Here is a 26,910-nt window from a genome sequence, read left to right as displayed (position 1 = left end):
CAAAAGTATTCCTTTCTTCATTATATTATTGCGATCTGTTACTAAAATTTAACGGCCAGTCTTGCTTTTGACACTAGATTATATGGAATTTCAACTTCTTTTTTGCGTGTTTTATCCATATATTCCATGAGCAAGACATCGTCTTCAAATCCAAGTAACGTTCCTTCGAAAACCTTATTTTTATCCAGTGCCTTATAAAGACTGACATGGATATAGCTTCCAACTGCGGCTGCCACAGCTTCCTTGGTCTTGAGCGGACGCTCCAAGCCTGGGCTAGTCACTTCCAGAAAATACTGGTCAGGAAAAGGATCGGGCTTGATAGAGTCCAACAGAGGACTGATTATATCAGTCAAATCTGCTGTATCATTGACCGTAATCCCCTCGGGCTTGTCTACAAAAACACTGAGAACATGGTCACCGCCCATCTTGCCGTACTCAATATCTACTAATTCATAGGGTTCTTGGATGGCTGGCTCAATAACTTCTCTTACTAATTCAACAATCGTTGTGATAAGACTGCACCTCCTCACAGACAAGAGGCGAAGATACTTCCTCGCCTCTCTTTTATATTCACTAAGATAATTATAGCATAGTCTGCCTTGAAAATCAAGGGATATACTTCTATTTCTCTACAAAGTCTAAAATAGACCAGATAGGATAACTGTAGCTAGACGCCTTATTGATGGTCTGTTGATGCTGTTGTAGAGCTGCTGGAAGAGCTAGAATGACTTTCACTCTCACTCGTGGTGCTGCTGGAAGGCGATGACGACGATGAACGTTCGCTTGTACTAGAAGAACTTGTTACCGTACCGTCTGTCACGTAGAAAGTAATCTTGGTATTTGATTTCAATTTAATACCTTGACCAGCTGCTGGAGACTGGGATGTCACCAAATCAGCTTGACTGGACTCCACGGAGCGATCAATCACTCGCTCAATACGAGACGAAGCGATTCCCATCTCCATCAGATAGGACCGCGCATAAGCATACGAAACTTGGAGATGACCAAAGTCCGGCATTGGAACAGTAGTCACTGTTTTAGCAACGGTCAGAGTAATCTGTTTATTGGACGTCACATCATAAGAAGAGCCTGCAGCTGGGGTTTGGCTGATGACCACTCCTTCTTCAACATCAGAACTTTCTTCTTCTACAATCTTGATCAGCTTCTCAGGAATATTGTAAGTGCTTTTCAGATCTTCAATCGCCTCTGAGGACTTCTTACCAACGTAATTTTCTATTGTAAAGGTTTTTGCTCCTTTGGAGACAATCAAATCCACTTTACTGTTTTCACGGCGTTGACTATTAGCTGGTGGATCTGTCTTGATGATCTTACCTTCCGCCACTTTATCACTGTAGTCCTCCTTGATTTCTCCTACCTCAAGACCCTTAGCAGTAATGGTCGAACGGGCTTCTGCCACTGTTTGCCCTGCTACATCTGGAACCGTAGTATTGGCAGGACTCTTGTAGATCAGAAAGAAGAAGGCTGCAAAAACTAAGAGAATAGCTAAGAACAGAACTTTGTATCTAGCTCTTAAATGACGTTTTTTCGTTTTTTTGACTGGAGCTTTTAAAACAGGGGTCTCTCTCTTCACATCAGCTGCAGCTTTAGGAGCCACTGCTTCTGCAACAGGACTTGGAGCTGACTGAGGAATTGGAGGAACTTTTGGCAAAGTTTTAGTATCTGCCTTGGCCCCATCATCAAAGACCAGTTTCTTTTCATTTCGGCGGTCATAGGATAAGCTGCTAGACAAGTCAACATACATCTCTGCAACGGATTGATAGCGATCGCTCAACTTTTTAGCCGTTGCCTTAATGACCACATTTTCCAAGGCCTGAGGAACATTCGGATTTTCTGCGATGATTGAAGGCAGGGGCTTTTGGAAATGCTGCAAAGCTATCGTCACAGCACTATCTCCATCATAAGGGATATGCCCTGTCAACATCTCATAGAAAATAATCCCCATGGCATAAATATCGCTCTGAACAGTGGCTTTGGAACCCCGTGCCTGCTCTGGCGAGAGATAATGCACCGACCCCAGCATCGAATTGGTCTGGGTTAGGCTGGTCTCTGCGAAAGCCACGGCAATTCCAAAGTCTGTTACCTTAGCATCGCCATCTGGTGTCAAGAGGACATTTTGTGGTTTTAGATCACGGTGGACAATCCCGCGTGTATGCGCCAGGCGCATAGCCAATAGGATTTGCCCCATAATTCTAACTGCTTCTTCGTTTGAAAGTGGAGAATTTTCTTTGATGTAGCGTTTGAGGTCAAGCCCAGACACATATTCCATGGCCAGATATTGCTGACCATCTTCTTCTCCAATATCGGAAATCCGGACAATGTAAGGATGATCCAAGTCCGCCATTGCTTTGGCTTCTCTTTGGAAGCGGGCAACTGCAATAGGATCTGTCTGATAATTGGTTCTAAGAACCTTTACAGCAACCTCCTCACCATCAAGTATCAGATCTCGCGCCAGATAGACATCTGCCATGCCTCCACGGCCAATCTGTTTGATGATTTTATATCGCCCGGCAAAGATCTTGCCGATTTGAATCATTCCTGTTCCTCCTTGTCAAAACGAACCAGAGCAACTGTGATATTATCCAGCCCTCCAGCATTGTTGGCAAAGCGAATTAAGGTTTCAGTTTTTTCAGATAGGCTGATATCGCTAGTGACAATATCATAAATTTCGCTGTCTGAAATCATATTGGTCAGACCGTCACTGTTGAGCAGAAGGTAATCACCATCTTCTAACGTGATCATGCCGTAGTCAGGCTGCACTTCGTCTTTTTGACCGATAGACTGAGTGATAATATTTTTCTGCGGATGGCGTTCCGCCTCTTCTTGTGTAATCTGTCCAGCCTTGAGCAAAGCATTAACAAGTGAATGGTCACTAGTTAATTGGCTATATTCCTCACCGCGAATCAAGCCAATGCGAGAATCACCAATATGAGCATAGATAGCTTGATTATCAATAATAGCCAAGGCTTCTAGCGTCGTGCCCATGCCCTTGTATTCTTCGTCCTGACCAAATTGGTGGATCCGCTGATTTTCTTGTTCCAAATGCTCTGCAAACCATTCACGGACTTGGTTCACTGAGTCAATCTGAGTATCAACCCATGCGGCACCCAGGTCTGTTACTGCCATTTCACTGGCAATGTTACCAGCTCTGTGACCACCCATACCATCAGCCAAGATAATCATAGTCTTGCCAGCCCGATTTACAAAAAGATTGGCATAATCCTGATTATTTGTCCGCTTTTGACCAACATCTGTTAATATTGAAATTTCCATACTGTCAGTTTCCTCCTCTTAGTCCGATATCTTCCTAAATTGACTGATAAAAAATCCATCGCTTCCGTATAATTCCGGCGTAATCAAAATACAACCGTCTTTCACGATATCTTCTCTTTCATTTTCTAGTCTAACTTGCTCAAAATTTGGGTGTCTTTCTAGAAATTTCTTGACTACTTCAAAATTCTCTGCAGACACAATCGTGCAAGTACTATAAGTTATTATACCACCTTTACGTAGACTTTGACAAACGCTGTCTAGTATATCCAGCTGAATTTTTTGTAAATTTTCAAAATCAGCGTTTTCTTTATTGTACTTAATGTCTGGCTTGCGGCGAATTAAGCCGATGCCAGAGCAAGGAGCGTCTACTAGGATTTTATCAAATGCATTTGGTCCAAAAGTCTCAAACACCTTGGTCGCATCCAGCTTTTTAGTGGTGATTTTATCTGTCAAGCCTAGACGTTCTGCATTTTGACGAATCAAGTTCAGCTTGTGATCGTAAAGATCTAAGGCTGTAATCTGGCCGCTTGTCAGATAGGAAGCCATGTGCACAGCTTTACCACCTGGCGCACTGCAGGCATCCAGAATCTGCTCATTCCCTTCAATATGCAAGGTTGGAGCAACCAGCTGACTAGACTCGTCTTGAATAGTGATCAAGCCTTTTTCAAAGAACTCATGACCAGCAAAATGACCTTGCTTCTTGACCAAGGCTGAAGGGGCCAAGAGCGAATCGTCCGCACTCAAAACTGCTTTAATTTCTTCCTTTCGAGCCACATCCGTCACTCGAATGCTGGCCTTGTTGCGCTCAAAGAGACTAGCAAAGATAGCTTCCGCGCGTTCCTCCCCGTATTCGTCAATCAACACCTTGACCAACCAGACCGGCAGAGAATACTGGACTGAGTAGCGCTTGTTCTTGCGTTTGATAGTAGTTGGATCAGCTGCGCCTTCCCGCTCGATCTTCCGCAGGATTGCATTGATATATTTTTCACTGCCACGCTTGCGTCCTTTTGCAATCTCAACAGCTTCACTGACAACAGCATGCTGGGGGATTTTATCCAGATAGAGCATCTGGTAGAGGCTGAGCTCAAGCAGGATATAAAGCCAAGCATCCAGCTTGTCTCTATCCTCCACCCAATGAGCTAGCTGCCATTCTAGAGTAATTTTGCGAGCGACCGTTCCATAGACCAGCTCCGTGACCAAGCTTTTATCAGCTGAACTGAGGCTACTTTGTTTCAGAGCCTTGTTGAGGGCAATATTGGAATAAGCTCCCTCTTCAAAGACTTCTTCTAGAATTTCAAGAGCAAGCTCTCGGGCTCTTTTTTGCTTACTTTCCAAATTCATCACCTACCGCTAAGTTCCGACCCAGACCGTTGAGAAAGTCCTTGATGTCCATTTTGGGCTTGCCGAATGGCTGTACCGTCTTTAGAGAAAGGGCTCCCTGACCCGCCGCGACCACCAATTCTTTCTTGCTGATCGTCAGGATTTCACCCGGACGACCACTGCCTTCTACTTGGCTAACCTCGTAAATCTTGAAGCGCTGGCCAGCTAGCAGGGTATGGGCCACCGGCCAAGGATTCATGCCCCGAACCTGATTGAAAATCTGGCGACTGGTCTTTGTCCAATCAATCCGCTCTTGCTCTGGGCTGATATTCGGTGAAAAAGTCACCAGCTCTGGATCCTGAGGCTGAGCTTGAATCTCTCCCGCCACATAGGCTGGCAAAACTTCTAAAAGAAGGTCGCGGCCAATCACTGCTAGTTTTTCAAAGAGAGTTCCTACATTATCAGACTCTTCAATAGCTGTCGCTCGACTGGCAATCATATCACCAGCATCCATCTCCTTGACCATCTCCATAATGGTCACACCCGCTTCTTGATCACCATTTATCAAAGCATAATGAATGGGCGCTCCGCCACGGTATTTAGGCAAGAGAGAGGCATGGACATTCACCGCGAAGTTAACGCTGTCCAGTAAGCGGCTCGGCAGAAATTGACCAAAGGCTGCTGTCACGATGCCGTCAGCTCCCAAATTCATAATCTCTTCCAAGTCCGCGCTTTTAGCCAACTTTTCTGGTTGGTAAACTGGCAAGCCGTTAGCTAAAGCCACTTCCTTAACCGGTGTCATGCGGATTTCCTTCTTGCGGCCCACCGCTCGGTCTGGTTGAGTGACCACTGCTAAAATTTCATATTGTTCACTCTCCAGCAGGCCTTTTAAGACCGTTGCTGAAAAGTCAGGCGTTCCCATAAAAATTAATTTCACTGTCATTTCCTCAAATCTGTCGCAGAATCCCATCCCTGCGACTGTTTTTCTTTCTATTATATCAGAAAAGCGAGCAAAGCTGACAGCTCTCGCTCACTTTTGCCATCAGATAAAATTCTGGGGTTCATTATCAATACTGAGCCGCAGGTCCTTGTTTTCCGCTTGCTGCGTTAATTCCAAGACCTGATTGAGTGTAGCTTGCAGGTCATCCTCAAAACGATATTTCAGTAAAATCTGATAGTGGTAGAGGTTGTGGGTTCGAGCAATGGGCTTGGGTGTGGGACCCAAAATTTGCACCTTGTCCGATAAACCACTCCGTAAAATATCCATAACCTGATAAGATTTCTTGACTACCGTTTCCTCATCCTTGTGGGATAGGGTCAGCCCAACTGTATAGTAATAAGGAGGATAGCCCAACTGCCGACGAATTCCCATTTCATAGGCGTAGAAGCCTTCATAGTCCTGCTTTCTGGCAAAGTCAATGGCATAGTGATGCGGGTTGTAAGACTGGATAAAGACTTGTCCTGCTTTCTCAGCCCGACCTGCCCGACCTGCTACCTGAGTCAACAGCTGAAAGGTCCGTTCCGAAGAACGAAAATCTGGCAGATTCAGAGCCGTATCCGCATTGAGAACGCCGACCAAGGTCACATTAGGAAAATCCAGTCCCTTGGCAATCATCTGAGTTCCCAGCAGAATATCTGCCTGCCCCTGACTAAAGGCCTCTAGGATTTCTTCGTGACTCCCTTTTTTACGGGTCGTATCCACATCCATGCGCAGAATGCGAGCCTCTGGAAAAAGAGTCGTCAGCTCATCATAAGCTTTCTGCGTCCCAGTACCATAATAGCGAATGCTGCGACTGGCACAATTAGGACAGGCTTGCGGAATGTCCTTGGTAAAGCCACAGTAGTGGCAGTTCATAGTCTTGGTATCCATATGCAGGGTCAGGGAAATATCACAGTTGGGACAGGTGTCCACCGTGCCGCATTCCCGACACATGACAAAGCTGGAATAACCTCGCCTGTTGAGCATGAGAACCGTCTGCTCGCCTTTCTCCAGACGATCCTGAATAGCTTCTAGCAGGACTGGAGTGAAATTACTAGCTTCATTTTGCCCGATATAATCTCGGAAGTCCACCACTTGAACCTGAGGAATCTGCGCCAGCGGATTGGCCCGCTTGGTCAACTGCAAAAAGTCATAAACGCCACGGCTGGCTCTGGCCCTGCTTTCCAAACTCGGAGTCGCCGAACCCAGCACCAAGACAGCTTGATTGTAACGAGCTCGCAAGAGAGCCACTTCTCTAGCATGGTAGCGAGGATTGGAATCCTGCTTATAGGAGGACTCATGCTCCTCATCAATGATGATAACTCCGATATTTGTCAGCGGAGCAAAGATAGCTGAGCGCGCACCAACAACGACCTGAGCTTCTCCCCGCTCCACCTTGCGCCACTCATCATACTTCTCACCGTCAGATAGACCGGAATGCAAAATAGCCACCTTGTCACCAAAGCGCGAAATAAAACGATCGGTCACCTGAGGAGTCAGGGAAATTTCTGGCACCAGCATAATCGCCGTCTTGCCCTGAACCAGAGCTTCCTCAATCACCTTGAGATAAACCTCGGTCTTGCCACTCCCTGTCACTCCTTCTAGCAAAACGGGTTGAGCCTTTTCTTTACCGATTTTTTGACAAATCGCAGCGACCGCGGCTGCCTGTTCCTCATTAAGAACCAGCTTTTTATCCTGTCGCTCCTTCTGGAAATGCGCCGCAGATCGGCTGACCTCTCTCTCCTCTGTATGAAGAAGCTCCTTTTCTAAGAAAATATTGACGACTGCAGGTGAAAAGAGTTTTCGTAAGTCTTTGAGAAGACCTGATTGCGGATTTTCCAGCAGAAATATCTGAAGCTCCTGCTGCTTTTTCGCTCGGGCAGAAGGCAGAAACTGAGCCAATTGCTCTCTATCAACTTGATACCAGGTTTCTGTCTTGATATGCTTACGGTCCGTCGCTTGGTATTCCAAGCGAATCTTACCAGCCTGAGTCAACCGCATGAGCTTGGACTGACTTTTCTTGTCCAAATCAGAAAAGCGAAGACTAGCTTCCTGACCAAAAATGGCCTGCCGCTCCTCAACTGAAAGCTGCTCCATTGGATAAAGCAACTTGTCATAGCTGGAATTAAGAAGACTCGGCAACATGGCCTTCAGGATGGAAATTTTATAGGAAAAGACAGACTGGCGCAATTGGTCAGCTAGCCAGAGCTGCTCCGCATTGAGAACCGGCCTAAAGTCAAGAACTTCAGCAATATCTTTCAATTCTCCGATATGCACCGCCAAATCTTCAGCTTCCTCATCAACCAAGCCAACAATCAGCCCCTGAATCAACCGACCGCCCTTACCAAAAGGCACATGCACCCGCATCCCAGCTTCCAGCATTCCTGAAAACTCCTCTGGAACCGCATAGCTATACGGTTTGTCCGTCTGCATCAGAGGAACATCGACAATAACCTTGGCAACTTTCACACTCTCACCCCGCTTTCCCTAAACGAAAAATAAGATTGAGTAACCCCAACCTTAAATTTTCTCACCCTCTTCTTTTTCTTTGGCAATTTGTTCTTTGATCTTGCGCTCTTCTTCTTCTTTACGCAAACGTTCTTCTTCCGCACGACGGCGAACCGCTTCGCGTTTTCCTTCTGGATCTGGATGAATCACAACATTACCAGATTCAATTTCTTCTAAAGCGCGTAGCGTTGATTTCACTGATTTGAAGTCTTGAGTTGGCTTAGCGCCAGCTTCTAGCTCATGGGCACGCTTAGCTTCTAAGATAACCAAAGAATATTTTGATGGTACCTTGTCCAACAAGGTATCAATAGACGGTTTTAACATCATAACTATTTACCTAATTTCTAACTTTATTAACGGACGACTGCTTCATCCTTAGGAAGCATGTCTTGATAGTGACCGATGACACGGTCCACACGAAAATGCTCGGCTTCAATCACACGTTTCACACGTTCAGCTGCCAAAGGTACTTGGTCATTGACAATAGCATAGTCATACTCACGCATCAAGGCAATTTCTTCTTTTGCTTTCTCAATCCGCTGAGCAATGACATCTGCACTGTCTGTACCACGGCCAACCAAACGGTCTTTCAGCTCTTCCAAGTCTGGCGGAGTCAGGAAGATAAACACAGCATCGGGCACTTTTTTCTTGACTTGGAGTGCTCCTTGGACTTCGATTTCCAAGAAAACATCTATCCCCTTATCCAAGGTCTCGTTGACATAAGTGAGCGGAGTCCCGTAATAATTGCCGACATACTCTGCATACTCGAGCATCTGCCCTTGACGGATCAACTCCTCAAACTCTTCACGAGTGCGAAAGAAATAATCAACACCATCAACTTCTCCAGGACGCTGCGGACGAGTCGTCATAGATACAGAATACTGAAACTGATTGTCCGTACTCTCAAAAATTTCCCGTCTTACTGTTCCTTTTCCAACGCCTGAGGGGCCAGAAAAGACAATTAACAAGCCTCGTTCTGTCATCATATCTCCTTCACAGTCTTTCTATCTAGTGTAACAAAATTACGCTCATATTTCAAGAAGATTCAAAGAGATTTCCTTGATAATACTCTAGAATTCTACTAGATTTTAGACGCCTTTATTCATCAAATAAGCCTTGAAGGCTGGCGAAAGGACTGTTGGCTTCTTTCTTTTCCATTTGCTGCTTTTGGTAGGCTTCCTCCGTCAACACCTGCCAGTCATTTCCCGTAGGCATACTCGCACCAGCTTCCTCTTCAGGAGTCAAAACTTTTAGCGGAATATGAAGTAAAATATTGTCCGCCACACTGGCTGCCAGATCGATCGAATCTCCCTCAAATGGCAGAACCAAGTCATCTTCCAGCAAATCTTTTTGCACAGAGCCATCTTCGACAGAAGCAAAGACTTCATGAACCATGTAGTCTTCTACTATGTCAACTGGAGCCATACTGCGACTAGAAGCGAGGGTAATCTGGTAGCTCAAGGTGTAATCCAAAAAATAAAGCCCATTTTCATACTGAGCCTGACCTCTAGCCACGATCTTCTGGATATCTAGCACTTCACGATTACGCTCTTGTAGCTCTTGCGCCAAATCAAAGTCTTGATCAAACTGCAAACCGCCAGCATTTTTCTTAATTTCTTGAATATTTAACATTTCAGCCTCGTTTTACCTTATTTCTTTCTTCATTATACCATTTTCTCGACCAAATACCTATACCCCAAACAGCCAATGAGACAAGAAAAAGAAAATCTCTCAGCCTCTTAGACTGAGAGAAAATATGCTGCTTCCTAAAAAGCTTTGTTTATTTTCGGAATTTGAACTGGCTGTAAAGACCAAAAACGATGATCCAGACAGCTGATCCGATTGCTCCCACTACCGTTGACTCTTGTAAGAAAAGAGTGATAAAGACAAAGGCAAAGAAGAGCATGGTCAAAGGATTGAGAAACTTGTAAGCTGGCATGAGATAACCATCTGCCATAAAATCTGGTGACTTGCGATATTTGAGGTGGGCCAGCATGGTCAAACCATAGATGGCGATGTAGACACCAGATGAGGAAGCCGTAATCAGAGCAAAGGAGTCCGATACTCCCGGAAGAATCTTGATAAAGGCCGCAAAGGCAATGACAGCCGCCGAAGTCAAAATCGCATTCTGCGGAACGTTTTGCCGAGATAGCTTCCCAGCTCCTATTTTCTCAAGAAAAGGATTGGGCGTATCGTGGGCAATCTGATACAAATGGCGACCTGTTGAGTAAAGGGTCGAGTTCAGTGCGGAGGCCGCTGAGGTCAGAACCACGAAGTTAATCAAGGCTGCCGCCCATTTGAGACCCGCTAACTGAAAAACAATAACAAAGGGAGAGTCAGCCGTTGCTAGTTTTTCCCAAGGAATGATAGCCATAATGGCAAGGAGAGAACCCCCGTAAAACAAGACAATCCGCAAAGGAATTTCTTTGATGGCCTTTGGCAAGACCGCCCGTGGATTAGCCGTTTCAGAAGTGGTAATCCCGATAAATTCAATAGCCTGATAGGCAAAGAAGACCATCTGGAAAGCCATGACAAAACTTACAAAGCCATTAGGGAAAAGCTGAAAACCTCGACCAATATTCCCAAGACTAGCTACTCCGTGAGGCGTTTTAAAGCCTGTCAATACCATAAAGACAGCCGTTGCAATCAAAGCAATAATAGCTACAATCTTTATCATAGCAAACCAAAATTCGACCTCGCCGAAAACTCGAACCGCTATCAGATTGACCAAGCTAAGAAGGGCTAGAAAGACAAGCTGAATCATCCAAGCTGGCCAGTCAGGAAACCAGTACTGCACATACTGGGCAACAGCCGTAATCTCAGCCATTCCGATAAAAATCAGAGAAATCCAGTAGGACCAACCAGAAAAATACCCCCAGCCAGTTCCCAAATATTTGGTAATAAAGTTGATAAAGGTATGCTGGTCAGGATCGTAGTAAAGCATTTCCCCAATCGCCCGCATCATCAGATACATGAAAAGGCCCGTCAGCATGTAAATCAAGATAATGGATGGACCCGTCAAACTAATCGAACGCCCCGCCCCCAAGAAAAGACCCGTGCCGATGGTTCCAGCAATGGCTATAATCTGAACATGCCGATTTTGTAAGCCGCGTTCCATCCCATTCTTTTCTGTTTTTTCATTATTTTTCAATTCATTTTCACTCATTCGATCATTTCCTTTCGCAAATCGCTTTATTGTATCATAATTCAGACAATTCTGCTAGAAATTCTTTTATTTTTATCTATAAAAGTTAGAAAAAATTTTCATTTATTAAACAATGGTCAACTTCTCTAGTCTCCAGCCCACACCCTTAAAATCGTCTTCCCTCTTTTAGATTTGACTGCCAAAGGAATTTAAAAATCAGCAAATCCCTACTTCAAACTCCAGCCACCGTCGATTTTGATAATTTCGCCCTGCATAGCAGCTGCCTTACCACTGGCTAGAAAGAGGCTGACATCAGCCACTTCCTGAGGATCCAGCCAGCGCTTGATCGGCGTTTCCTCAGCAACCCAGTCTGCCAGTCCGCCTGGCTCAAAATCTGCGGCAGTCATGGCTGTCTTGACAGCGCCTGGCGCTAGGCCAAAGACTTGGATATTTTGATCCGCATAGTCCAAGGCTATCTGCTTGGTCAGGCCAGCTAGAGCGTGCTTAGAGGCTGTATAGGCTACACCGCCTCCGCCAGCCAAAAAGCTAGCAATCGAGCACATATTAATGATGATACCAGACTTTTTCTCCAGCATTTTCTGCAGGTAAAAGCGAGTGATTTTCATGGTCGCGGTCAGATTGAGCGCAAAAAGCTGCTCCCAATCCTCGTCGCTGGTCTCGTGCAAGGGACGATAATCGTCCAAAATACCGGCCGTATTACATAGAATGTCCACTTCAGGTAAGCTAGTGAAGAGTGGCGTCAAATCATCTGTCAAATCCATTTTAAAAAAACGTAGTTCATTTAGAAAGCCAGGATTTTCGCCCTTATCTACTCCATAAACGAGATAGCCATTTTCCAAAAAGGTCAGGGCCTGAGCTCGGCCGATACCCGAGCTAGCTCCCGTCACCAGTACTGTCTTAGTCATCCACTTCTACCCAATCTGTCGCGAGGACATCACAAGGAGTTGGACTCCACATGGAGAAGCCCTCCCCTTCTCCTGAAACATTGATGAGGAAATAAGGTGTCACCTCGAGAGCCACCCCATTCTGCTCAATCGTGTCAAAGAGCTGGACGTAGTTTTCCGCTCCACCCCAGCCTGTACGTACATATTTTTTCTTGGCCTTAAGGCCTGGTAAAATTTCTTCAAATGTCATGGTTTTCTCCTTTGTTTATTGATATTCATTTACAAATTTGCTGTTAGCAGTCATAGGTAAGTTAAAGCTTCTTCTCCATCTCCACAAAGAGATGAATATCACCATTGCTTTCCTGCGGAATACGTCTCACCACTTCAAAGCCCATGTTGAGGTACAATTGCTGGGCTCGATGATTGAAGTCAGCCACGGATAGACTTATGACTTGGGGCGCAAAATTTTCCATGATAAAGTCCAGAATTTCCTGCAAAAATACAGCGCCCTGACCTTTTCCGCAATACTTTGGCTTCATCCCCAAACCAAGCTCCAAAGTTCGCTCTCCTTTCTGCTCCAAGCAGAAAAATCCATAGAGTTCCTCTTCTCGCAGGACTTGATAATAACGGTCTCCACGCGCTTCTGGAGAAACCAGTTCTTCACAATCCTCTAGGTCATTTTTCATATCATAAAAATCATAAGGCGCCTCGTAGTGCCAGTCCTTAACAATTTCCAAAGCATGTTGCTGGCTTAATTGTTCAATCATCGTCTAGTCCTCTTTTCTTTTAAATTCCCAATAAAATCGTTTCTGGTCTGCTTTTTCGTTGCAGCCAAGACTGCGGTAAAATTCATGGGCTGATGAGCGGGAAATGCCTGAATTAATCCGAATTCCTGTGTAGCCTGCCTCTTTTGCCTCTTCACGCAAAGCTTGCATCAGCGCTCTGCCATGCCCCTGCCCTTGAAAATCCTGAGCGACGGCCAAAGCCAAGAGATTGAGCAAGGACGGGAAATAGAGACAGTCGTAGCTAGCCGCATGAGCGTAACCTATGACCTGTTCGCCTTCTTCAGCTACCAAAATCAAATGCTGGTCATTCTCTAGCAGCCCCTTCAGTTGAGCCTCCGTCGCTTCCCTATCGAAGTCATAGCCCAGACACTCAGCATTAAGCTGCTGAATGGCTGCGGCGTCACTTAGTTTTACTTTACGAATCATTTGTCACCTCGTTCTTCTCTTTATTATAGCAGAAAAGCAGTCTCTTTGACTGCTTTCAATGAACTATTCTCCTATCTGTCCCTTCAACCAAGACTCCGCCTCTTCTAAAGGCTGGTCTGTTAGGACATCGGGCTGGATTGCCTCATTTTCAAAAGCTTATTTCCATCTTTCACTCTTGGAAATTGCAATCATGAGACCAGAACCAGCTAGAACCGCTAAAATGACAAGACAGATATTTTTCAGAGGATAGAGCCAGTCTTTATTTTCCTCATGCCACCTTGACTTCCAAAGCCCAACATAGTCAGCGCTCATATGTTCGGGTTGATTCAGCTGGATATTGATTACAATCGCCAGTAAAAGTAGGGCAAACAGCCAAACCAATAATAGGAAATTTAATCTGATATTTCATATCTATCAACTAATCTGTAATTGAAGACCAATTATTCGTATCAGGAAAATCCATATTCTTGGAAAGACTAATTAGTTTAATATCATTTAAATTTAGGTTTAAGCCAAAATTCTTGAATATTGCCACACCTATCAATACCAGCAATAGTATTTCTGAAAAATTCAACATAGCTAAGATCTTCACTCAAAATTTCAGAACCAATTTTAAGCCAACCTGGTTGCTCATCATAATATGTTTCCCAATTGTAAGCATAGTCAATGCGTAAACTATCTCCCCCATTAATGTCATTATCTGTAATAATAATAACACCTTTATCAGATTTAGGAGACACCAAACTTCTTTTAATCCAAGAAAAGTCGTTATGATGACCCCAAAATTGAGTGGATTCCATATTTTCTGAATTAAAACCTAAAAATAAATATATAAAACTAAAAGTAATATCGCTATTTATTGTTGGCGTAGCTATTAATTCCTTTGTATCTGTTTTATATATTAACTCCTCTTGCTGATTATACTTTTTTTTTATTATTTTAAACATATTTTCCTACCTATTAATAAAGTTAAAGTATACAATTTGATTTGTATCTAAATCAACAACTAATTCCCAAATACCATTGCTTCTTCCATTAAATGAACACTCCACTTCCCAACGCCAACCATTTGGTAAGTACTTATCTTTTACAGGGATGCCACCATCGATAATTTCTTGAATAATTAAATCTGTCCCAGCATTATCAACGAACGGCCTAGCTTTATCACCTATTCCCAAATTCTTCATGCTAAATCAATCTTCTAGAATCACGGGAAAAATATCTTTATTTACTGTGCAATATCGGACCAAAAAGGAATTTTGGGTAAATCAGACAAATTTATCTCTCTGCTTATTGTAATTCCATGCCAATAATCTGTTAAACTTTTAGAATAATAAATTATATCTGAACCAACAACTGAAAACACTGGCGAAATCGGAGTGTTATATGAAACAATATATCTATGACCCAAAATAGGCAATAATGTTGGAGAATTTGTTAAACGACTAAGTATCTCTCTTTTTGTAAGTTCTAAATTGTTTGGAACTTCTCCCCAATCGTCACTCCAATCAATATATTCTATTTCTTCTGCTATATTTTTTTTGATCACTTGTATATAATTACTCAATATCTTAACATTCTGAGGTGAAAAATCACTCCAATCATACCAGTTTTCTGGAAGTTCCTCCATATTTCCATATACTTTTTTAAATTCGTTAGGTAAATAAACGCTATAAATTTTTTCTATCTTTCTAAACGTTCTGTTATTAAATTTTTTTGACATTGTTTCCCCTTATTTTATTTTTATAAAAGTTTGATAGTGATCTCGAGTATACCAAATGGAACCATCATTACCTATAACAATTCTTTCCGTTCCTCTTGGTACCCTTTTTGATATGGATGAACATCGTACTCTTTATAAGTAATTCCATTAGGAAGGAGTTCTTCACCATTTAAAGGCTTATTTTTATAAAGTTTTCCTCCTTTAAATCCATCTGGTAGATTACCCTTTTTGCTTTTAATCTGTGAAATAGTATCTTCAACATATTGAGGAATTTTATTAGCATCTTTGACATCATCCACTTTATCCGCCACACAAGTAACATCTGACTCCTTGTCCACCGTCTTTGTAGCTTTCAAAGCATCATTGACAACGATACTACTTGTTGGTAGCTATACTAGAATGACTTCAAAAAATCAACAACTCCATCATGTAATTTAATTTCTCTCTTTTAAGTTTTTTCAAAAACATTCTAAGTAAATTATTTCTGAAATACTTAGAACTTTTCGATTTATTAACTTAATTAAATTCCTATAGTCTCAGATACTAAATAACAATCAATCTTCCAACTTGAAAATAAGAGGAGATTTCTCAGAAATTACATCTATCCCAAAATTAATACCATTTACTTGATAATGATGAAAAGTTTTGAAATACACTTGTTGTAATTTATCCCTTAACTGACTATGAGTAAGTTCAACAAGAATTCCTTTAGCAATAGATTCCATATTGTTATTATCTAAAATCTCACTAGGATTTAAATCCCAACTTTCATCAATAGCTTTACAAAAGCATATTTATCTGCTTTCAACCAAGATAGATCAGTTAACCAATCTATAATTGAGCTCCAATTATCCGAATCAGGAAGATCTATAGTTTCCTTAAGAAAACGAAATAATTCATTCTTATTGCGAATTTTCTTCCCGTCGAATAGAATTACAAAATCTTCAGAAGATAGTATTTCGTCAATCTTTTGTTTTAGTATAAAGTGAATTTTATTTTTTATCATTTTTTTCTAATCTACTTAATTTTTTTAAACGTTTATAATGGTCATCTGTGTAGTAAACACTTTTATAACTTCCTTATTATTCTGAAACGACTATTGCAAAATAAAAATTTTCTCCATTACTATTTGTATACTGTTTAATATAATTTTTGGCCACAGAAATCGACTTTAGTGAATCATTATCTTTATTTTTAGGAGAATAATACCAGCTATCATAAGTTAAATCAAATATATCACCTTGTCTTGAATACACATCTCCACCAAGAATAATAAACTTTTTTGATTCTATCCAGTCTATATATGCCAAAACATCTTTAAATGTATATGCATAATTTGTAACACCAAACTCTTCTAACGAACTACCTCTATTTTCAAAATTATATTTACTTAATTCCATATTGTTTAGCTCCTACTTTTTAGGTCTAAAGAACCTATGATTTACAGTATTATCAGGTTCAATTATATATTCGAATACTCCATCCTTACCTTTATAGGATCCCGGAATTTCAAGTTTTTTCCCGGACAATACCGTCTCCACCTGTTATTGTTGATAATTTCCCTTCTGATCCAAATGGTTCTACCACTTCTGGAAATGAGTGTAGATCTCCTTGTTTCATTTGTTTTTTTACCTTATCTGTAAATATGATATCTTCTAAAGGATTTATCTTTATCCCATCTTTGACATCATCCACTTTATCTGCCACACGAGCAACATCTGATGCTTTATCAGCTGCCTTCGTGGCTTTTGAAGCATCATTGACTGCATCTACTGCATCGAGTGCTTTTTCAAGTTTCCTTAATTTGCCAGCCTTAGCTATAGGATAGAAATTATTTGCAATATCAACAGCCAACTCTGCACCTGTCTCTTAATAATGCACTATCTCGTCTAACAATTCCAAAAAAAGTTCTGGTCACTCACTAAAACCTTAGAGACTTGAATATCTTGGCATACAATGTCAATTAACATACTTGATAAAGTAATTGTAGCTCGTATCATATTATTTTTCTCTTCAATAAGTCTAATGTCATGTACAGTGTGAGACATGAGATTTTCAAAAGGAATATCTTTCATATTGAAATTTCTTGTGCCATCCTCACTTTCCCAACATGTCCAACCAGCATCCGTCTCATAGTCAACCTTAAAACAACGGTAGAAAACTATCTCCCAGCAATACTGATCCGATTTGCCATTTTCAATCTCGATATAGAGTTTACATTCATCCCCGAAAAATGAAACTCTAAAGTCTAACGCATAGGCATCCCAGTAATTCGTACTGTCAATCTGTCCTTGAATTTTTAAAATATTCATTAACTACCTCCATTGTTCCACGGTATATGACCAGCTGGATCTTTTCTACCAACAATTTCTCCATCAATGTTTAATAAATTTTTATTTTCATCATATATATGCATATGAGGATAGGTTGTAACCTTATCTGGAGGATCTAATTTTATCCTGTCTACACCATTTTTCTTAATATGTACAAAACCATTATGCTCATAAACAACCCATCCGCTATTATCAGGTATAGTACTTTTGATTTCATCGAGAATCATATTTTGCAGTCCCTTAGGAGAAGGCTCATCAATACTCTTCACTACTTTATTAGCATCTTTAACATCATCTACTTTATCAACCACACGAGCAGTATCCGAGGAGGTATTTGCTATTTTAGTAATATTATGCCATTAAAACACTATCTTTAACCAATAAACCTTAATCGGGTCATAATATAAATTTCCTGAATAATTCTGGAATTCCACCTTCTTGTGTAAATAAAGTCTTTACAGCAAAATCATTATCGCAAAAAACAACTTCTTGAAAGTTATTATCAATTCTCCACTCAATATCCGTATAAGGAATATTATCATTTTCTACATTAACAATTTCAAACCACCCTATTTTCACTCCATAAAAAATAATATCTTCTAATATCTGAGTTGAATATCCTTTATTTTTAATAAAAAATGAAAATAAAGTCGAAATGATAGCATCTTCTTCCGCTATTGATAGTAATAGTTCTCTTAAATCCATAAAAGTCATTTTGCTCACCTCCAGTCAATGGAATTCTAACTGTACCCTCACCTACTGTTGCTTTTAAATATGGACCACTATGAATTTCATCCGTAGCGTCAACATAACCATAATTCAATTGCCAAGACTTCCCTTTTCCATCATAATATCTTACTCCGTCCCCACGTTTTAAAGGTGCTTTTGTATAGCCTTCCAATGTTTCGTCCAAATATCTTTCAACAGTTTTTATATCAGCTCCCCTAAATGAATCAATGTCTGATATACACATAATATGACTAACATCATCTACTTTATCCGCCACACGAGTAGCATCGGACGCCTTGTCTACCACTCTTGTAGCTTTCGAAGCATCATTAGCTTTATCCACTGCCTTTGTAGCTTTTGAAGCATCATTGACTGCATCTACTGCATCGAGTGCTTTCTCAAGTTTCCTTAATTTGTCAGCCTTAGCTATAGGATAGAAATTACTTGCAATATCAACAGCTAACTCTGCACCTGCCGCCCAACGATTTGCGTCTTCGCCCGTTAGTGGATCTTTCCCTGTAACTAAACGTTCTCCATTATTCCACCCTATGAATTCAGCTGCTATAGTTGGAAGTTTAGCTTTATTTTCTTGGTTAAACTTCGCAAATTTTACATTAGATGCATAGGCATTTTCCTCAGGAGTCATTGGGGGAGCCTTTAGATACTCCTCTAATGTCATCCTATCAATTCGCTCTTTTTGATCCGGTCTAAGTCCATGTCTTGCCGCATCTTCATACTTTCTAAAATCTGCGACAGATGGAACTTTATTTTCTCCCTTATCGGAGGCACCAGTTGTTTTTGGATCACAGACATGCTTCAAGGTGTTCTGTAAAGCCGTGTTCCAATTACGAAGTAAATTTAGTCCTTCTCGGATTGTTGGTGAAGACTTGATGCCTGTAGCTAGGGCATAGGCAGACCGAACCACTTGTTGGCGCTTAGCCTCTATCTGTGCTGCTGCTTGCTGGTATTTCGTTTGTACATAGTCGCGGGCACTATTGTAGGTCGTTTGAACCTTATTCCACTGTCGACGACCCCAATTAACCGCACGGTTGTATTGGGTGCTAATCCAGTTGGTCGCGTGGTTAAAGGCACTCTTAGTCGCATTCCAAGCCTTGGAGGCGAAGCTCTTCACACTATTCCAAGTATTTGAGGCCACTCTTTTTACCGTATTCCAGGTATTAGATGCGACTCGTTTTACACCATTCCAAGCATTAGAGGCCGTCTTTTTAACATAGTTCCAGCCTTTTTGATACTGTTCCAGAAGTGCCCACTCGGGTCGGTATAGTTGACGGGGTTGTTCTGCACATAGCTATAATGGTTCTGGCTGAGAGGATCCGTGTCCTCACCTGGGTAGCTATCCTCAGTTAAGAAAGTGCCTCCCTGACTATCATAATACCTTGCACGTAAGTAGTCAAGTCCAGTATCGTCACGAGCTTCACCGTTATAGGCAAAGGGATTCCCTGTTGTGTCTGTGCTTGTCTTTCTTGTCCCATAGAGATGATAGCGACTGGATGCGACGGCTTGTCCATCCTTGGTCAAGCCTGTCACAGAGCCTGACTGGTTGGTCAAGTAGTTGTAGCTGTCGCCTGTTTGGTTGTTGAGGTAGCTGGTTCGACCCTTGCCATAGCTATAGGTCTCACGGGCCTTGCCATCATGGTCATAGGTTTCGAGGACTTCTGCATGTTCACGATTGACATCGTTGACATAGTTGCGTTCCTCGTAGTAGTTGTAGGTATCCTCTCGTGTGGTATAAGGGATGAGGACATCCTGAACCTGACTGGCATAGGTCACTTCTCCCTGACCCGGTAAGTTCCCAAGTTCTGGTGGGTTGACGACGATTCCCTCCTTGGTCGCTCGGTCCTTAGCCACTTTCTGGTGGTAGGCTGTCGACACATCGTCAAAGATGCTGTGCCAGATGCTTCCTACTGTTTGCGGTAGGGTGGATAGGGCTTGTAGGACATTCTGAGTAAAGCCATACCAGAAGAGGGAGTTTTCTTCCCCACTCGGGGCTGTGTATGGTGATTTACGGCCTGACTTGGTATCCTTTGGCTTATGTTGGAAGAGCTGGTAGGTGTTCTTGCCTTCCTTACGACTGGCAGTGAAGACGCGGTTGTCATCCCCGTCGTAAAACGCAGCCATGAGAAGCCCCTTCTTGTCCTTGATCGCAAGCAAGCGATTCTCTGTATCGTAGATGTAGTCTAGCTTTTCTGAGTTCTTCTCAGAAGCGATGCGATTGCCATTCTTGTCGTAGGTATAGGTGATGGTACCATCTGGACCTTCTAGTTTGGTCAAGCGGTCATGGTCATCATAGGTAAAGCGTGTCTGGCTCTCCTTACCATCAACTGTCTCGGTGCTAGTCAGTTTATTGCCCGCTAGGTCATAGGTGTTAGGTGTAAGAGAGTTTAGAGAGTTCCTTACCAGCTCCATCCGATACGGTCATATTTTCCACTTGACCGAGAGTATCGTAGGTATAGGTATGGACTAGGGTTTCGCCATCCTGCTTAATGGTTTCTTTAGCGATATGAGCTTATCCTGCTTGTCTACTGTGAAACTAGTATAAAATAAACTAGGGGAAAATTTCCCCTAGTTAGCAATTGAACTAAGTCACAAATTGTCTTTGTGAAAGTAATTTATACTTTCTCCACCTTTACATCGTTTTCGGATACAACATCCACTAAAAAATGCGTCGACATTAATTTGTAGTGATGGAGCTTTTTATTAGCTATATTTGCAGAAGCGACCAAGTCACCAAATTCTGCATTCTCGACTTCATAGATATAGTTGGTCAGATAAAGTGGTCTGTTCTTTGCCAATCCTTGCTCCCAGTAACTATCTATTAATTCTAAACTTTCGTAGACTGAACGGAAAGCCCAAACTTTTGTAAAGGTAAATTTAAATTTTTCTGAATCTTCCAAGTAGGCAATTAAAGTATCCCCATCTATATTTATCTCAATACCATAGTCACCAAAAGGGATGAAGCCCGATTTAATTTCCGTCCATTTTTCCATATCATTTCTCCAAGTTCTATTTTCTGATAATTGTACTAAAGTCATGTACTTGTTTGATTAGCAAATTTTCTAGTATTGACTGATACTTAAATCAGAATTTGCAGACACAAGAATCTCCACTACACTATCTTGAGTTATGATTATATAATGTTGTGAATACAGAGTTCCTGCACTACCATAGGCTGTATATCCGAGTTTATTCACTAATTGACTATTTTTGACTTCGTAAATGATATTTTGAAAATTATTTTTTTCAAATTTTTTAAACATCTCTTTATCCAGAATTGCAGATAAATACAATTCCCTGCTAAAGAATCGTGCTTCATCATAGCAAAAACATGATAATTTAAAACGATTCTGTTCTCCAATCAGCCTAAATTCTTGACCATCTGATAAGTTTGTCAACAAGACTTTTAACTTATAGTTATCTACAGGAATCAAACCTTTAAAGACTTCTACCCATTCTTCATTTTTAGTCTCCATATCTAATTTCATATGTAGATCCTCCTTTGAAAGCTTTTATTATATAGACTTGAAAACTCTTTAAAACTCCTACTACTACATATTTTTTAGCATCATTTTCCCACCAGGGCAACACTTCTTCTTTCAGAATTTCTAAAAATAGCTCCTTCGAAACAAGATCATCCGCTAAGAAAGAATTATAATTGTCAAATACAAAAGCATATTTATCTGCTTTCAACCATAAAAAAGTAGGTATCCAATCTATTGTTTTAGTTAACTTTTAATAACTGATAAAAACTTAATACTCTTCACAGATAACTTCAATATCTTCATCTGAAATATCTGGATTATATTTTAGGATAAATTTTTTTATATTATTTATATCCTCATCTGTCATATATTCAACTTGGAACTCAATAATAAAATCAACTATACTTTCATTTCCTGAAATAATAATCATAGCATCCTTAAAAAACTTTCCTAAAAATATTTGTCCTACATGTAAATATCCTGTAGATGGACTAGAAAAATACTGCCCCCATTTTATATCATTTGAATAGTTTATATCCTGTTTATTATAATAAAAATGAGAATTAATTATCTGTTGACTAATATCTAACAATTTCAATAATCTATCTATAATGGCTAAATCTACTACCGCTATTCTCAATTCAATGTTTACCATAATTTCATTCCTATTTATCAATAAATCCCTTGAAAGAACCATCCATATTTAATCTCATCCCCCGTCCATCAGGTAATTTTTTCTCAAAAAAACTAATACCTCTATCAGTTGTATGAATCATGAAGTCCCCTGGTGATTTAAGTATATCATTAATATGTTCCATGGCTTGCCTATTTATTGACTCTGAATTCCCTTTTACTGCGCCCCAAATCTGCGGATTTCTGCCAGCGTGCTTTTGTAAAGCATGGCCTGCTATAGTTTCCCCTCCGCTGTTTCTAATTATATTAGCAGTATCATTAATTCTATCTACATCAACTATTTTTACTATATCTGACGCCTTGTCAACCGCCTTTGCAGTATCCGTAGTCTTATCCACCGCCTTGACTGCATCTGCTACATCATCTACCTTGTCAGCTGTCTTTGCGATTTTCCCTAACTTACCCGCTTTGCCAGCTTTGAGGAAGGGTAATATATCTAAGGCGAGCCATAAACCTGCTTCTAAGCGACTGGTCTCCTCACCCGTAACTGGATCAATCCCTGTAATCAAGCGGTAAACGTCATAGATTCCAAAAATTTCGCCTAAAATATGTTGGCCAGTTGTGAGGGTCCTATCCCAAACTTCTTGATTTAACCGAGCTAATTCAGCTTGAGAACGATAAGGCACGGTCCTCTCCATCGTCTTATCATAGCGATAACTCTTAGAAAGCTCACTAATAGCCTGAAGATCGCCTTTGTTAGCTTTCTCAATCAAGTCTTTGGTCTTCGCATCCAGCTTATATGGTTGCATGGAAGCCTGAACAGGACGCTTACTGTAATAGGAATCTACCAAGGAACGAGCTAGTTTCTGCTGAAGCATGACTCTATAATTGGACTGGTGACTAAGTAGCTGGTATTGCGTTACAGATAAAGCAAAGTTTTGATTCGTATAAAGTGCCCTGGCCTTTTCAGTCGCATACTGCGGCCCCTGAACAGATCTCAGTACTCCAAGTTGGGCATTCTGTTGCGAGATAATACTGGAAAAAGTCTCTGGTCTAGGCAAATCATTGAAAGCTGACATCTTATCCGTTGTATCCGTCAAAATTTGCTTAGCCGCACTCAGATTACTGGATATATCCGAGGTTGAAGACGCATCCAGTGTGATTAAGTCTGATATCCTTGAATAAGTTCCAGATAGACTCTGCCGAATAGTGGCCAAGCCCTGACTAATCCCTGGAAAGATAGTGCCCAACTCTGCCAGATAGTCCGTATCAATCACTGCATCCTGAGCACTCTCTCCCACCTCCGACTGAAAGGTGCTAATCAATGCCTCGTAGTCAGCTGACATAATCTCCAAAGCTGTCAGATAATGCGTCATCATAGGCATCTGGTGGTTCTTAACTTTAGCATCAATAGCTGTCTTGACATCTCCCTGCAGTGCCTGACTCTCTACAATCTGATTCAATTTTGAGCGGGCTAATTCAACCTGCCCCCGCATCAGCTTGATTGAAGTAGCCAATTTGGTCTTGTTACTCTGCACTTCATTCATATCAATCTTCATTGGCAACCTCCACATCATAAATGGTAGAGTAGACAGATCCCTTGAAATAGAACTCTCTCAACTCCTTATCGCAATGCTGGCTGTCTTTTGCATCACTGTAACCTTCGGAAATCACCCGCTTGATAAAGAGATTACTGATGTAGAGAGGCAATGTATCAAAACGCATACCGTAAGGATAGACATGTCCTGCGTAATCAATGTATGACTGAGAATCCAATTGCAGTCGACGACCAGATAGAACTGCATAAAAATCCATCTCCTCCGAAGCAAACTGCTCAACCAACTCGGTCGGAAGCAGCTCCTTATCCAGCTCCACAATCGTTCCCAATGGGTAGATCTTACTGAAGGCCAAATCAACTAAAGCAAAAAAGCGAATAAACACAGAAAAGGATACACGATAGGCGGTCTCAATCCGCTCAATCTCAACTTCTTCCTGATGATAATGAAAACTGAATAGAAGCGGAGCCCCAATCAATGGCTTGTACCTGCATTTGGACTCTCCTTTCAGAAAAGCAATATAGCAGGAGCGCAACACTTTGGGATGACCCGCTAAGGTCATGCCAATCGTGCGTAAATGTTGGTGTTCTGCTTCACACAGACTCAGCTCCTCTAATCCCTGCTCGAATATATACAACTGCAATTCGTTCATTTCTTCCCCCTCGAACTTTGAATATTGGATGCTTCCGTATGATCATCAGCAACTTTATTCTGTGCTGCACGGTTCATATTTACCACATCCGTACTGGTAAAAGTCCGCAAACTACTTAATGAACTGTTTAATAGCGTAATATAGTCATTAAAATTCACAAAAGGGGTTAAGTCTGAGTTGTTAAATTCCAGCGGAGTCATATCAAAAATAGAGGATACATAAGTTTCAGCAGATTTAGTAGTACTCTCCCATACTGACAAATCAACTTTTGTTTCTGACATTTAATTTCCTCCTACGAATAGCTGAGAGCTATGGAGTAGTAACTATCTGCTTCTGTAAAGGCCATCGAACTCTTTCTTAGTAAACTATCTGCTTCATCTTGAAGTTCCTTAATTTTACTACTAATCTCACCTTTATTTGAAGTTTGTTTAGACTGGTAGGTCATTAGATTTTGTTTAGCATGGGTGCATTTCTCTAAAAATCTACCCTTTACACTTCCTCTAAAACGAGACCCATCTACCTTCTCCAGTCGAGAAAAATCATTGCTCAGTAGTGAATTGATATTTTCAATTTGTTGGTCTAACTCACGATTTGCCTGCTCTAAGCGCTCAATCTTAGCAAGTAGCTCTTGACGTTGAGCTTGCAGATTGTTGCCTTTCTTTATACTTGTCTGATATTTTTCCATATAAAAATTGGCCAGTTGAGGATTTGACTTCATAAAATCTGACAATTCCTTCCGTTTTTATATCATTGTCACTATCCACATTCTACCATATTTTATTACTGATTTCTAGAAAATATAGATGAATATTGACAGAGAAGAAATTGCAAAATTATCATATTACTGCTCTTATGTCCTCATAGCAGATTCGGATCATATTCAAAAAAGAAACTCTTCACAGAGTTTCTCAGATTGAAGACAAAGTCCTTAGAACTCAAGTTTCTAAGGGCTTTTCTTTTTGTAAAGTCGTATAATAGAGGTAAGAACAGTTGTGAGGTGCTCCCTATGTTTCACAAAGAAAAACCAGATTATAATCGTCGCCAATATGGCTTCTATACGATCGACGAATTGGTCCCAGAGGATCACTTTCTTCGACAAGTGGATTCAAAGGTTGATTTTGATTTTATCTATGACTTGGTAGAAGGCACCTATAGTCCAGATAATGGTCGTCCTAGTCTCGATCCTGTCATGTTAGTCAAAATCCCTTTGATTCAATGTTTTTATGGCATTCGCTCCATGCGCCAAACCATTAAAGATATTGAAGTAAACGTAGCTTATCGTTGGTTTCTTGGACTAAGCTTGGATGACAAGGTGCCCCATTTTACTACATATGGAAAGAATTACAGTCGTCGCTTTCAAGATAAAGCACTGATTGCTGAGATATTTTCACAAGTACTCCATCAAGCTTTATGTGCTGGTTTAATTGATCCTTCTGAAATATTTGTGGATGGCACCCATATCAAAGCGGCAGCTAACCGTCACAAGTATCATAAGGAAATGGTTGCCCAACAAGCTAAATTTATGAGTGAGCAATTGGCAGTTGAGATTGATTTAGATAGGAGAAAACACGAAAAAAAGTCCTTAAAGCCCGCAAAAGAAAGCGAGGCTAAAGAAAAGAAAATATCAAGGACAGATCCTGAGAGTGGTTGGTTCCACAAGGGTGAACACAAGGAGGTATTTGCCTATTCTGCCCAAGTAGCTTGTGATAAGCATGGTTGGGCCTTGGCTTATACGGTTGAGGCAGGAAATGTTCATGATAGTCAGGCTTTTCCTACCCTTTTTTCAAAGTTAGAAGCTTTCTCCCCACGCTACATTATTGCGGACTCTGGCTATAAGACCCCAGCTATTGCCCATTATTTATTAAAGCGAAACATTATCCCTGTCTTCCCTTATACCCGCCCCAAGGGAGTAAGGGGGAACTTAAGACCCAGTGATTTTGTTTACGATTCCTATTATGACTGTTACCTCTGCCCAGAGAACCAAGTGTTTACCTATTGCACGACGACCCGAGCAGGCTACCGTGAGTATAAGAGTGATCCAACAGTATGTGTCGCCTGTCCCCTATTATCCGTTTGTACTCGAAGCCAGAATCAACAGAAAGTCATCACAAGACATGTATGAAAGGACGCGCTTGAATTTTGTGAAGAGATTCGCCACCAAAAAGGGATGAAGGAGCTCTATAAGAAACACAAAGAAACTATTGAGCGGCTCTTTGGGACAGCCAAAGAATACCACAATCTCCGTTATACAAGAGAGAAAGGCAAGTCCAAGATGGAAGATAAGATTGGGCTTACTTTGGCGTGTTTGAATCTCAAAAAACTAGTAAAAATGAGGGTGAGCAAGCCTTTTTATTTTGTTCTAAATCCGATTTTTGGATGGAATAGCAGATGATGAGACAAAATATTTTTGAAAATACAAAAAGAC

Annotated in this window: 37 protein-coding genes and 1 pseudogene; 1 reads left to right on the top strand and 37 read right to left on the bottom strand. The window is 41.2% G+C overall.

Annotated elements, in window-relative coordinates; all coding sequences use genetic code 11:
* Positions 1-41: 41 nt before the first annotated feature.
* The 37 genes from rimP to D8790_RS02290 form a co-directional block, all read right to left on the bottom strand.
* Entirely contained in the window at positions 42-530 is a 489-nt protein-coding gene (gene rimP / locus D8790_RS02465; protein WP_185761902.1) for a ribosome maturation factor RimP, read from the bottom strand.
* A gap of 146 nt (positions 531-676) precedes the next feature.
* Positions 677-2,554: a Stk1 family PASTA domain-containing Ser/Thr kinase gene (gene pknB / locus D8790_RS02460; RefSeq protein WP_125387445.1), complete on the bottom strand. Its 1,878-nt coding sequence runs from the start codon at positions 2,552-2,554 to the stop codon at positions 677-679.
* Positions 2,551-3,291 carry a Stp1/IreP family PP2C-type Ser/Thr phosphatase gene (locus D8790_RS02455; protein WP_045498827.1) on the bottom strand — a complete coding sequence of 247 codons (741 nt, stop codon included), beginning with the start codon at positions 3,289-3,291 and terminating at the stop codon, positions 2,551-2,553. Before D8790_RS02455 ends, pknB begins: the two co-directional genes overlap by 4 nt.
* Before the next feature lie 18 nt (positions 3,292-3,309).
* On the bottom strand, positions 3,310-4,626 hold the full coding sequence (rsmB, locus tag D8790_RS02450; RefSeq protein ID WP_185761893.1) for a 16S rRNA (cytosine(967)-C(5))-methyltransferase RsmB: 1,317 nt from the start codon (positions 4,624-4,626) through the stop codon (positions 3,310-3,312).
* Positions 4,616-5,554, bottom strand: coding sequence for a methionyl-tRNA formyltransferase (fmt, locus tag D8790_RS02445; RefSeq protein ID WP_045498821.1), 939 nt, complete (start codon positions 5,552-5,554; stop codon positions 4,616-4,618). The genes rsmB and fmt overlap by 11 nt, the downstream gene beginning before the upstream one ends.
* A 99-nt stretch (positions 5,555-5,653) precedes the next feature.
* Entirely contained in the window at positions 5,654-8,059 is a 2,406-nt protein-coding gene (locus D8790_RS02440) for a primosomal protein N' (RefSeq protein WP_125387443.1), read from the bottom strand.
* A 51-nt stretch (positions 8,060-8,110) separates the two neighbouring features.
* Positions 8,111-8,425, bottom strand: coding sequence for a DNA-directed RNA polymerase subunit omega (rpoZ, locus tag D8790_RS02435; RefSeq protein ID WP_005590937.1), 315 nt, complete (start codon positions 8,423-8,425; stop codon positions 8,111-8,113).
* 26 nt (positions 8,426-8,451) lie between these two features.
* Positions 8,452-9,084, bottom strand: coding sequence for a guanylate kinase (gene gmk, locus D8790_RS02430; protein ID WP_005590938.1), 633 nt, complete (start codon positions 9,082-9,084; stop codon positions 8,452-8,454).
* A 112-nt stretch (positions 9,085-9,196) separates the two neighbouring features.
* Complete coding sequence (locus tag D8790_RS02425; RefSeq protein ID WP_125387442.1) at positions 9,197-9,730, bottom strand: DUF177 domain-containing protein; 534 nt, start codon at positions 9,728-9,730, stop codon at positions 9,197-9,199.
* Positions 9,731-9,878: 148 nt separating this feature from the next.
* Complete coding sequence (locus D8790_RS02420; RefSeq protein WP_185761892.1) at positions 9,879-11,264, bottom strand: amino acid permease; 1,386 nt, start codon at positions 11,262-11,264, stop codon at positions 9,879-9,881.
* Between the two features lie 206 nt (positions 11,265-11,470).
* On the bottom strand, positions 11,471-12,169 hold the full coding sequence (locus tag D8790_RS02415; RefSeq protein ID WP_125387441.1) for a 3-oxoacyl-ACP reductase: 699 nt from the start codon (positions 12,167-12,169) through the stop codon (positions 11,471-11,473).
* The gene (locus D8790_RS02410; protein WP_002899859.1) at positions 12,162-12,398 is read right to left on the bottom strand and encodes a DUF2829 domain-containing protein; all 237 of its coding nucleotides are present in this window, start codon (positions 12,396-12,398) and stop codon (positions 12,162-12,164) included. The genes D8790_RS02415 and D8790_RS02410 overlap by 8 nt, the downstream gene beginning before the upstream one ends.
* Positions 12,399-12,459: 61 nt before the next feature.
* Entirely contained in the window at positions 12,460-12,915 is a 456-nt protein-coding gene (locus D8790_RS02405) for a GNAT family N-acetyltransferase (RefSeq protein WP_125387440.1), read from the bottom strand.
* Positions 12,916-12,918: 3 nt separating this feature from the next.
* Positions 12,919-13,359, bottom strand: a complete 441-nt coding sequence (locus D8790_RS02400; protein ID WP_125387439.1) for a GNAT family N-acetyltransferase — start codon at positions 13,357-13,359, stop codon at positions 12,919-12,921.
* A 156-nt stretch (positions 13,360-13,515) separates the two neighbouring features.
* Positions 13,516-13,761, bottom strand: coding sequence for a hypothetical protein (locus D8790_RS02395; protein ID WP_125387438.1), 246 nt, complete (start codon positions 13,759-13,761; stop codon positions 13,516-13,518).
* Positions 13,762-13,850: 89 nt separating this feature from the next.
* The gene (locus tag D8790_RS02390) at positions 13,851-14,306 is read right to left on the bottom strand and encodes a hypothetical protein (RefSeq protein WP_125387437.1); all 456 of its coding nucleotides are present in this window, start codon (positions 14,304-14,306) and stop codon (positions 13,851-13,853) included.
* Between the two features lie 6 nt (positions 14,307-14,312).
* Complete coding sequence (locus tag D8790_RS02385; RefSeq protein WP_125387436.1) at positions 14,313-14,546, bottom strand: hypothetical protein; 234 nt, start codon at positions 14,544-14,546, stop codon at positions 14,313-14,315.
* Between the two features lie 41 nt (positions 14,547-14,587).
* Entirely contained in the window at positions 14,588-15,082 is a 495-nt protein-coding gene (locus D8790_RS02380) for a hypothetical protein (protein WP_125387435.1), read from the bottom strand.
* Between the two features lie 9 nt (positions 15,083-15,091).
* Positions 15,092-15,157 (bottom strand): hypothetical protein, encoded by a 66-nt coding sequence (locus D8790_RS11040; protein WP_223367802.1) that lies wholly within the window; start codon positions 15,155-15,157, stop codon positions 15,092-15,094.
* Complete coding sequence (locus D8790_RS02375; protein ID WP_221765895.1) at positions 15,154-15,438, bottom strand: hypothetical protein; 285 nt, start codon at positions 15,436-15,438, stop codon at positions 15,154-15,156. Before D8790_RS02375 ends, D8790_RS11040 begins: the two co-directional genes overlap by 4 nt.
* Before the next feature lie 198 nt (positions 15,439-15,636).
* Positions 15,637-15,807 carry a hypothetical protein gene (locus D8790_RS02370; RefSeq protein WP_185761891.1) on the bottom strand — a complete coding sequence of 57 codons (171 nt, stop codon included), beginning with the start codon at positions 15,805-15,807 and terminating at the stop codon, positions 15,637-15,639.
* Positions 15,808-15,836: 29 nt separating this feature from the next.
* Positions 15,837-16,088, bottom strand: a complete 252-nt coding sequence (locus tag D8790_RS02365; protein ID WP_221765894.1) for a barstar family protein — start codon at positions 16,086-16,088, stop codon at positions 15,837-15,839.
* A 76-nt stretch (positions 16,089-16,164) separates the two neighbouring features.
* Positions 16,165-16,482, bottom strand: coding sequence for an Imm40 family immunity protein (gene imm40 / locus D8790_RS02360; protein ID WP_125370902.1), 318 nt, complete (start codon positions 16,480-16,482; stop codon positions 16,165-16,167).
* 109 nt (positions 16,483-16,591) lie between these two features.
* A complete protein-coding gene (locus tag D8790_RS10725) occupies positions 16,592-16,936 on the bottom strand; it encodes a hypothetical protein (RefSeq protein ID WP_221765893.1) in 345 nt (114 codons plus the stop codon).
* A 35-nt stretch (positions 16,937-16,971) separates the two neighbouring features.
* Positions 16,972-17,394 carry a PIM7 family immunity protein gene (locus D8790_RS02350; RefSeq protein WP_125387434.1) on the bottom strand — a complete coding sequence of 141 codons (423 nt, stop codon included), beginning with the start codon at positions 17,392-17,394 and terminating at the stop codon, positions 16,972-16,974.
* Positions 17,394-17,726, bottom strand: a complete 333-nt coding sequence (locus D8790_RS02345) for a hypothetical protein (RefSeq protein ID WP_221765892.1) — start codon at positions 17,724-17,726, stop codon at positions 17,394-17,396. The genes D8790_RS02350 and D8790_RS02345 overlap by 1 nt, the downstream gene beginning before the upstream one ends.
* An 85-nt stretch (positions 17,727-17,811) precedes the next feature.
* On the bottom strand, positions 17,812-18,120 hold the full coding sequence (locus tag D8790_RS02340) for a hypothetical protein (RefSeq protein WP_260470260.1): 309 nt from the start codon (positions 18,118-18,120) through the stop codon (positions 17,812-17,814).
* The gene (locus D8790_RS10805) at positions 18,044-19,300 is read right to left on the bottom strand and encodes a pre-toxin TG domain-containing protein (protein WP_260470259.1); all 1,257 of its coding nucleotides are present in this window, start codon (positions 19,298-19,300) and stop codon (positions 18,044-18,046) included. Before D8790_RS10805 ends, D8790_RS02340 begins: the two co-directional genes overlap by 77 nt.
* 38 nt (positions 19,301-19,338) lie before the next feature.
* Positions 19,339-20,571 (bottom strand): RHS repeat-associated core domain-containing protein, encoded by a 1,233-nt coding sequence (locus D8790_RS02330; protein WP_260470258.1) that lies wholly within the window; start codon positions 20,569-20,571, stop codon positions 19,339-19,341.
* A gap of 203 nt (positions 20,572-20,774) precedes the next feature.
* A complete protein-coding gene (locus D8790_RS02325; RefSeq protein WP_125387432.1) occupies positions 20,775-21,152 on the bottom strand; it encodes a hypothetical protein in 378 nt (125 codons plus the stop codon).
* A 69-nt stretch (positions 21,153-21,221) separates the two neighbouring features.
* On the bottom strand, positions 21,222-21,647 hold the full coding sequence (locus D8790_RS02320; RefSeq protein WP_125387431.1) for a hypothetical protein: 426 nt from the start codon (positions 21,645-21,647) through the stop codon (positions 21,222-21,224).
* Entirely contained in the window at positions 21,625-21,852 is a 228-nt protein-coding gene (locus D8790_RS02315; protein WP_125387430.1) for a hypothetical protein, read from the bottom strand. The genes D8790_RS02320 and D8790_RS02315 overlap by 23 nt, the downstream gene beginning before the upstream one ends.
* A 60-nt stretch (positions 21,853-21,912) precedes the next feature.
* Positions 21,913-22,299, bottom strand: a complete 387-nt coding sequence (locus D8790_RS02310; RefSeq protein ID WP_061423253.1) for a Cdi1I family immunity protein — start codon at positions 22,297-22,299, stop codon at positions 21,913-21,915.
* A gap of 10 nt (positions 22,300-22,309) precedes the next feature.
* Positions 22,310-23,836, bottom strand: a complete 1,527-nt coding sequence (locus D8790_RS02305; RefSeq protein WP_185761890.1) for a tRNase toxin domain-containing protein — start codon at positions 23,834-23,836, stop codon at positions 22,310-22,312.
* Positions 23,826-24,485 (bottom strand): DUF4176 domain-containing protein, encoded by a 660-nt coding sequence (locus tag D8790_RS02300; RefSeq protein ID WP_061422387.1) that lies wholly within the window; start codon positions 24,483-24,485, stop codon positions 23,826-23,828. The genes D8790_RS02305 and D8790_RS02300 overlap by 11 nt, the downstream gene beginning before the upstream one ends.
* A complete protein-coding gene (locus D8790_RS02295; protein WP_061422386.1) occupies positions 24,482-24,766 on the bottom strand; it encodes a hypothetical protein in 285 nt (94 codons plus the stop codon). Before D8790_RS02295 ends, D8790_RS02300 begins: the two co-directional genes overlap by 4 nt.
* An 11-nt stretch (positions 24,767-24,777) precedes the next feature.
* Entirely contained in the window at positions 24,778-25,215 is a 438-nt protein-coding gene (locus D8790_RS02290) for a hypothetical protein (protein WP_125387428.1), read from the bottom strand.
* A gap of 276 nt (positions 25,216-25,491) precedes the next feature.
* On the opposite strand from D8790_RS02290, the pseudogene D8790_RS02285 reads away from it, so the two are divergent.
* Positions 25,492-26,877, top strand: a pseudogene (locus D8790_RS02285) (IS1182 family transposase).
* Positions 26,878-26,910: the final 33 nt, after the last annotated feature.

It is taken from the genome of Streptococcus cristatus (assembly GCF_003943535.1).
GTDB lineage: Bacteria > Bacillota > Bacilli > Lactobacillales > Streptococcaceae > Streptococcus > Streptococcus cristatus_L.
Note: the sequence above shows the minus strand (reverse complement) of the source record. Positions and strands in the feature narration are given on the sequence as shown.

Coding starts and splice junctions, on each gene's coding strand:
- pknB (WP_125387445.1), bottom strand. CDS start 2,554: ATGATTCAAATCGGCAAGATCTTTGCCGGGCGATATAAAATCATCAAA.
- D8790_RS02365 (WP_221765894.1), bottom strand. CDS start 16,088: ATGATAAAAAATAAAATTCACTTTATACTAAAACAAAAGATTGACGAA.
- D8790_RS02455 (WP_045498827.1), bottom strand. CDS start 3,291: ATGGAAATTTCAATATTAACAGATGTTGGTCAAAAGCGGACAAATAAT.
- gmk (WP_005590938.1), bottom strand. CDS start 9,084: ATGATGACAGAACGAGGCTTGTTAATTGTCTTTTCTGGCCCCTCAGGC.
- D8790_RS02300 (WP_061422387.1), bottom strand. CDS start 24,485: ATGAACGAATTGCAGTTGTATATATTCGAGCAGGGATTAGAGGAGCTG.
- D8790_RS02325 (WP_125387432.1), bottom strand. CDS start 21,152: ATGGAAAAATGGACGGAAATTAAATCGGGCTTCATCCCTTTTGGTGAC.
- imm40 (WP_125370902.1), bottom strand. CDS start 16,482: ATGGAATTAAGTAAATATAATTTTGAAAATAGAGGTAGTTCGTTAGAA.
- D8790_RS02295 (WP_061422386.1), bottom strand. CDS start 24,766: ATGTCAGAAACAAAAGTTGATTTGTCAGTATGGGAGAGTACTACTAAA.
- D8790_RS02310 (WP_061423253.1), bottom strand. CDS start 22,299: ATGGTAAACATTGAATTGAGAATAGCGGTAGTAGATTTAGCCATTATA.
- D8790_RS02400 (WP_125387439.1), bottom strand. CDS start 13,359: ATGATTCGTAAAGTAAAACTAAGTGACGCCGCAGCCATTCAGCAGCTT.
- D8790_RS02385 (WP_125387436.1), bottom strand. CDS start 14,546: ATGAAGAATTTGGGAATAGGTGATAAAGCTAGGCCGTTCGTTGATAAT.
- D8790_RS02320 (WP_125387431.1), bottom strand. CDS start 21,647: ATGAAATTAGATATGGAGACTAAAAATGAAGAATGGGTAGAAGTCTTT.
- D8790_RS02415 (WP_125387441.1), bottom strand. CDS start 12,169: ATGACTAAGACAGTACTGGTGACGGGAGCTAGCTCGGGTATCGGCCGA.
- D8790_RS02410 (WP_002899859.1), bottom strand. CDS start 12,398: ATGACATTTGAAGAAATTTTACCAGGCCTTAAGGCCAAGAAAAAATAT.
- D8790_RS02420 (WP_185761892.1), bottom strand. CDS start 11,264: ATGAGTGAAAATGAATTGAAAAATAATGAAAAAACAGAAAAGAATGGG.
- rpoZ (WP_005590937.1), bottom strand. CDS start 8,425: ATGATGTTAAAACCGTCTATTGATACCTTGTTGGACAAGGTACCATCA.
- D8790_RS02370 (WP_185761891.1), bottom strand. CDS start 15,807: ATGGAATCTATTGCTAAAGGAATTCTTGTTGAACTTACTCATAGTCAG.
- D8790_RS02305 (WP_185761890.1), bottom strand. CDS start 23,836: ATGAAGATTGATATGAATGAAGTGCAGAGTAACAAGACCAAATTGGCT.
- D8790_RS02405 (WP_125387440.1), bottom strand. CDS start 12,915: ATGATTGAACAATTAAGCCAGCAACATGCTTTGGAAATTGTTAAGGAC.
- D8790_RS02425 (WP_125387442.1), bottom strand. CDS start 9,730: ATGTTAAATATTCAAGAAATTAAGAAAAATGCTGGCGGTTTGCAGTTT.
- D8790_RS02330 (WP_260470258.1), bottom strand. CDS start 20,571: ATGGAGCTGGTAAGGAACTCTCTAAACTCTCTTACACCTAACACCTAT.
- D8790_RS02340 (WP_260470260.1), bottom strand. CDS start 18,120: ATGGATTTAAGAGAACTATTACTATCAATAGCGGAAGAAGATGCTATC.
- D8790_RS02380 (WP_125387435.1), bottom strand. CDS start 15,082: ATGTCAAAAAAATTTAATAACAGAACGTTTAGAAAGATAGAAAAAATT.
- fmt (WP_045498821.1), bottom strand. CDS start 5,554: ATGACAGTGAAATTAATTTTTATGGGAACGCCTGACTTTTCAGCAACG.
- D8790_RS02350 (WP_125387434.1), bottom strand. CDS start 17,394: ATGAATATTTTAAAAATTCAAGGACAGATTGACAGTACGAATTACTGG.
- D8790_RS02390 (WP_125387437.1), bottom strand. CDS start 14,306: ATGTTTAAAATAATAAAAAAAAAGTATAATCAGCAAGAGGAGTTAATA.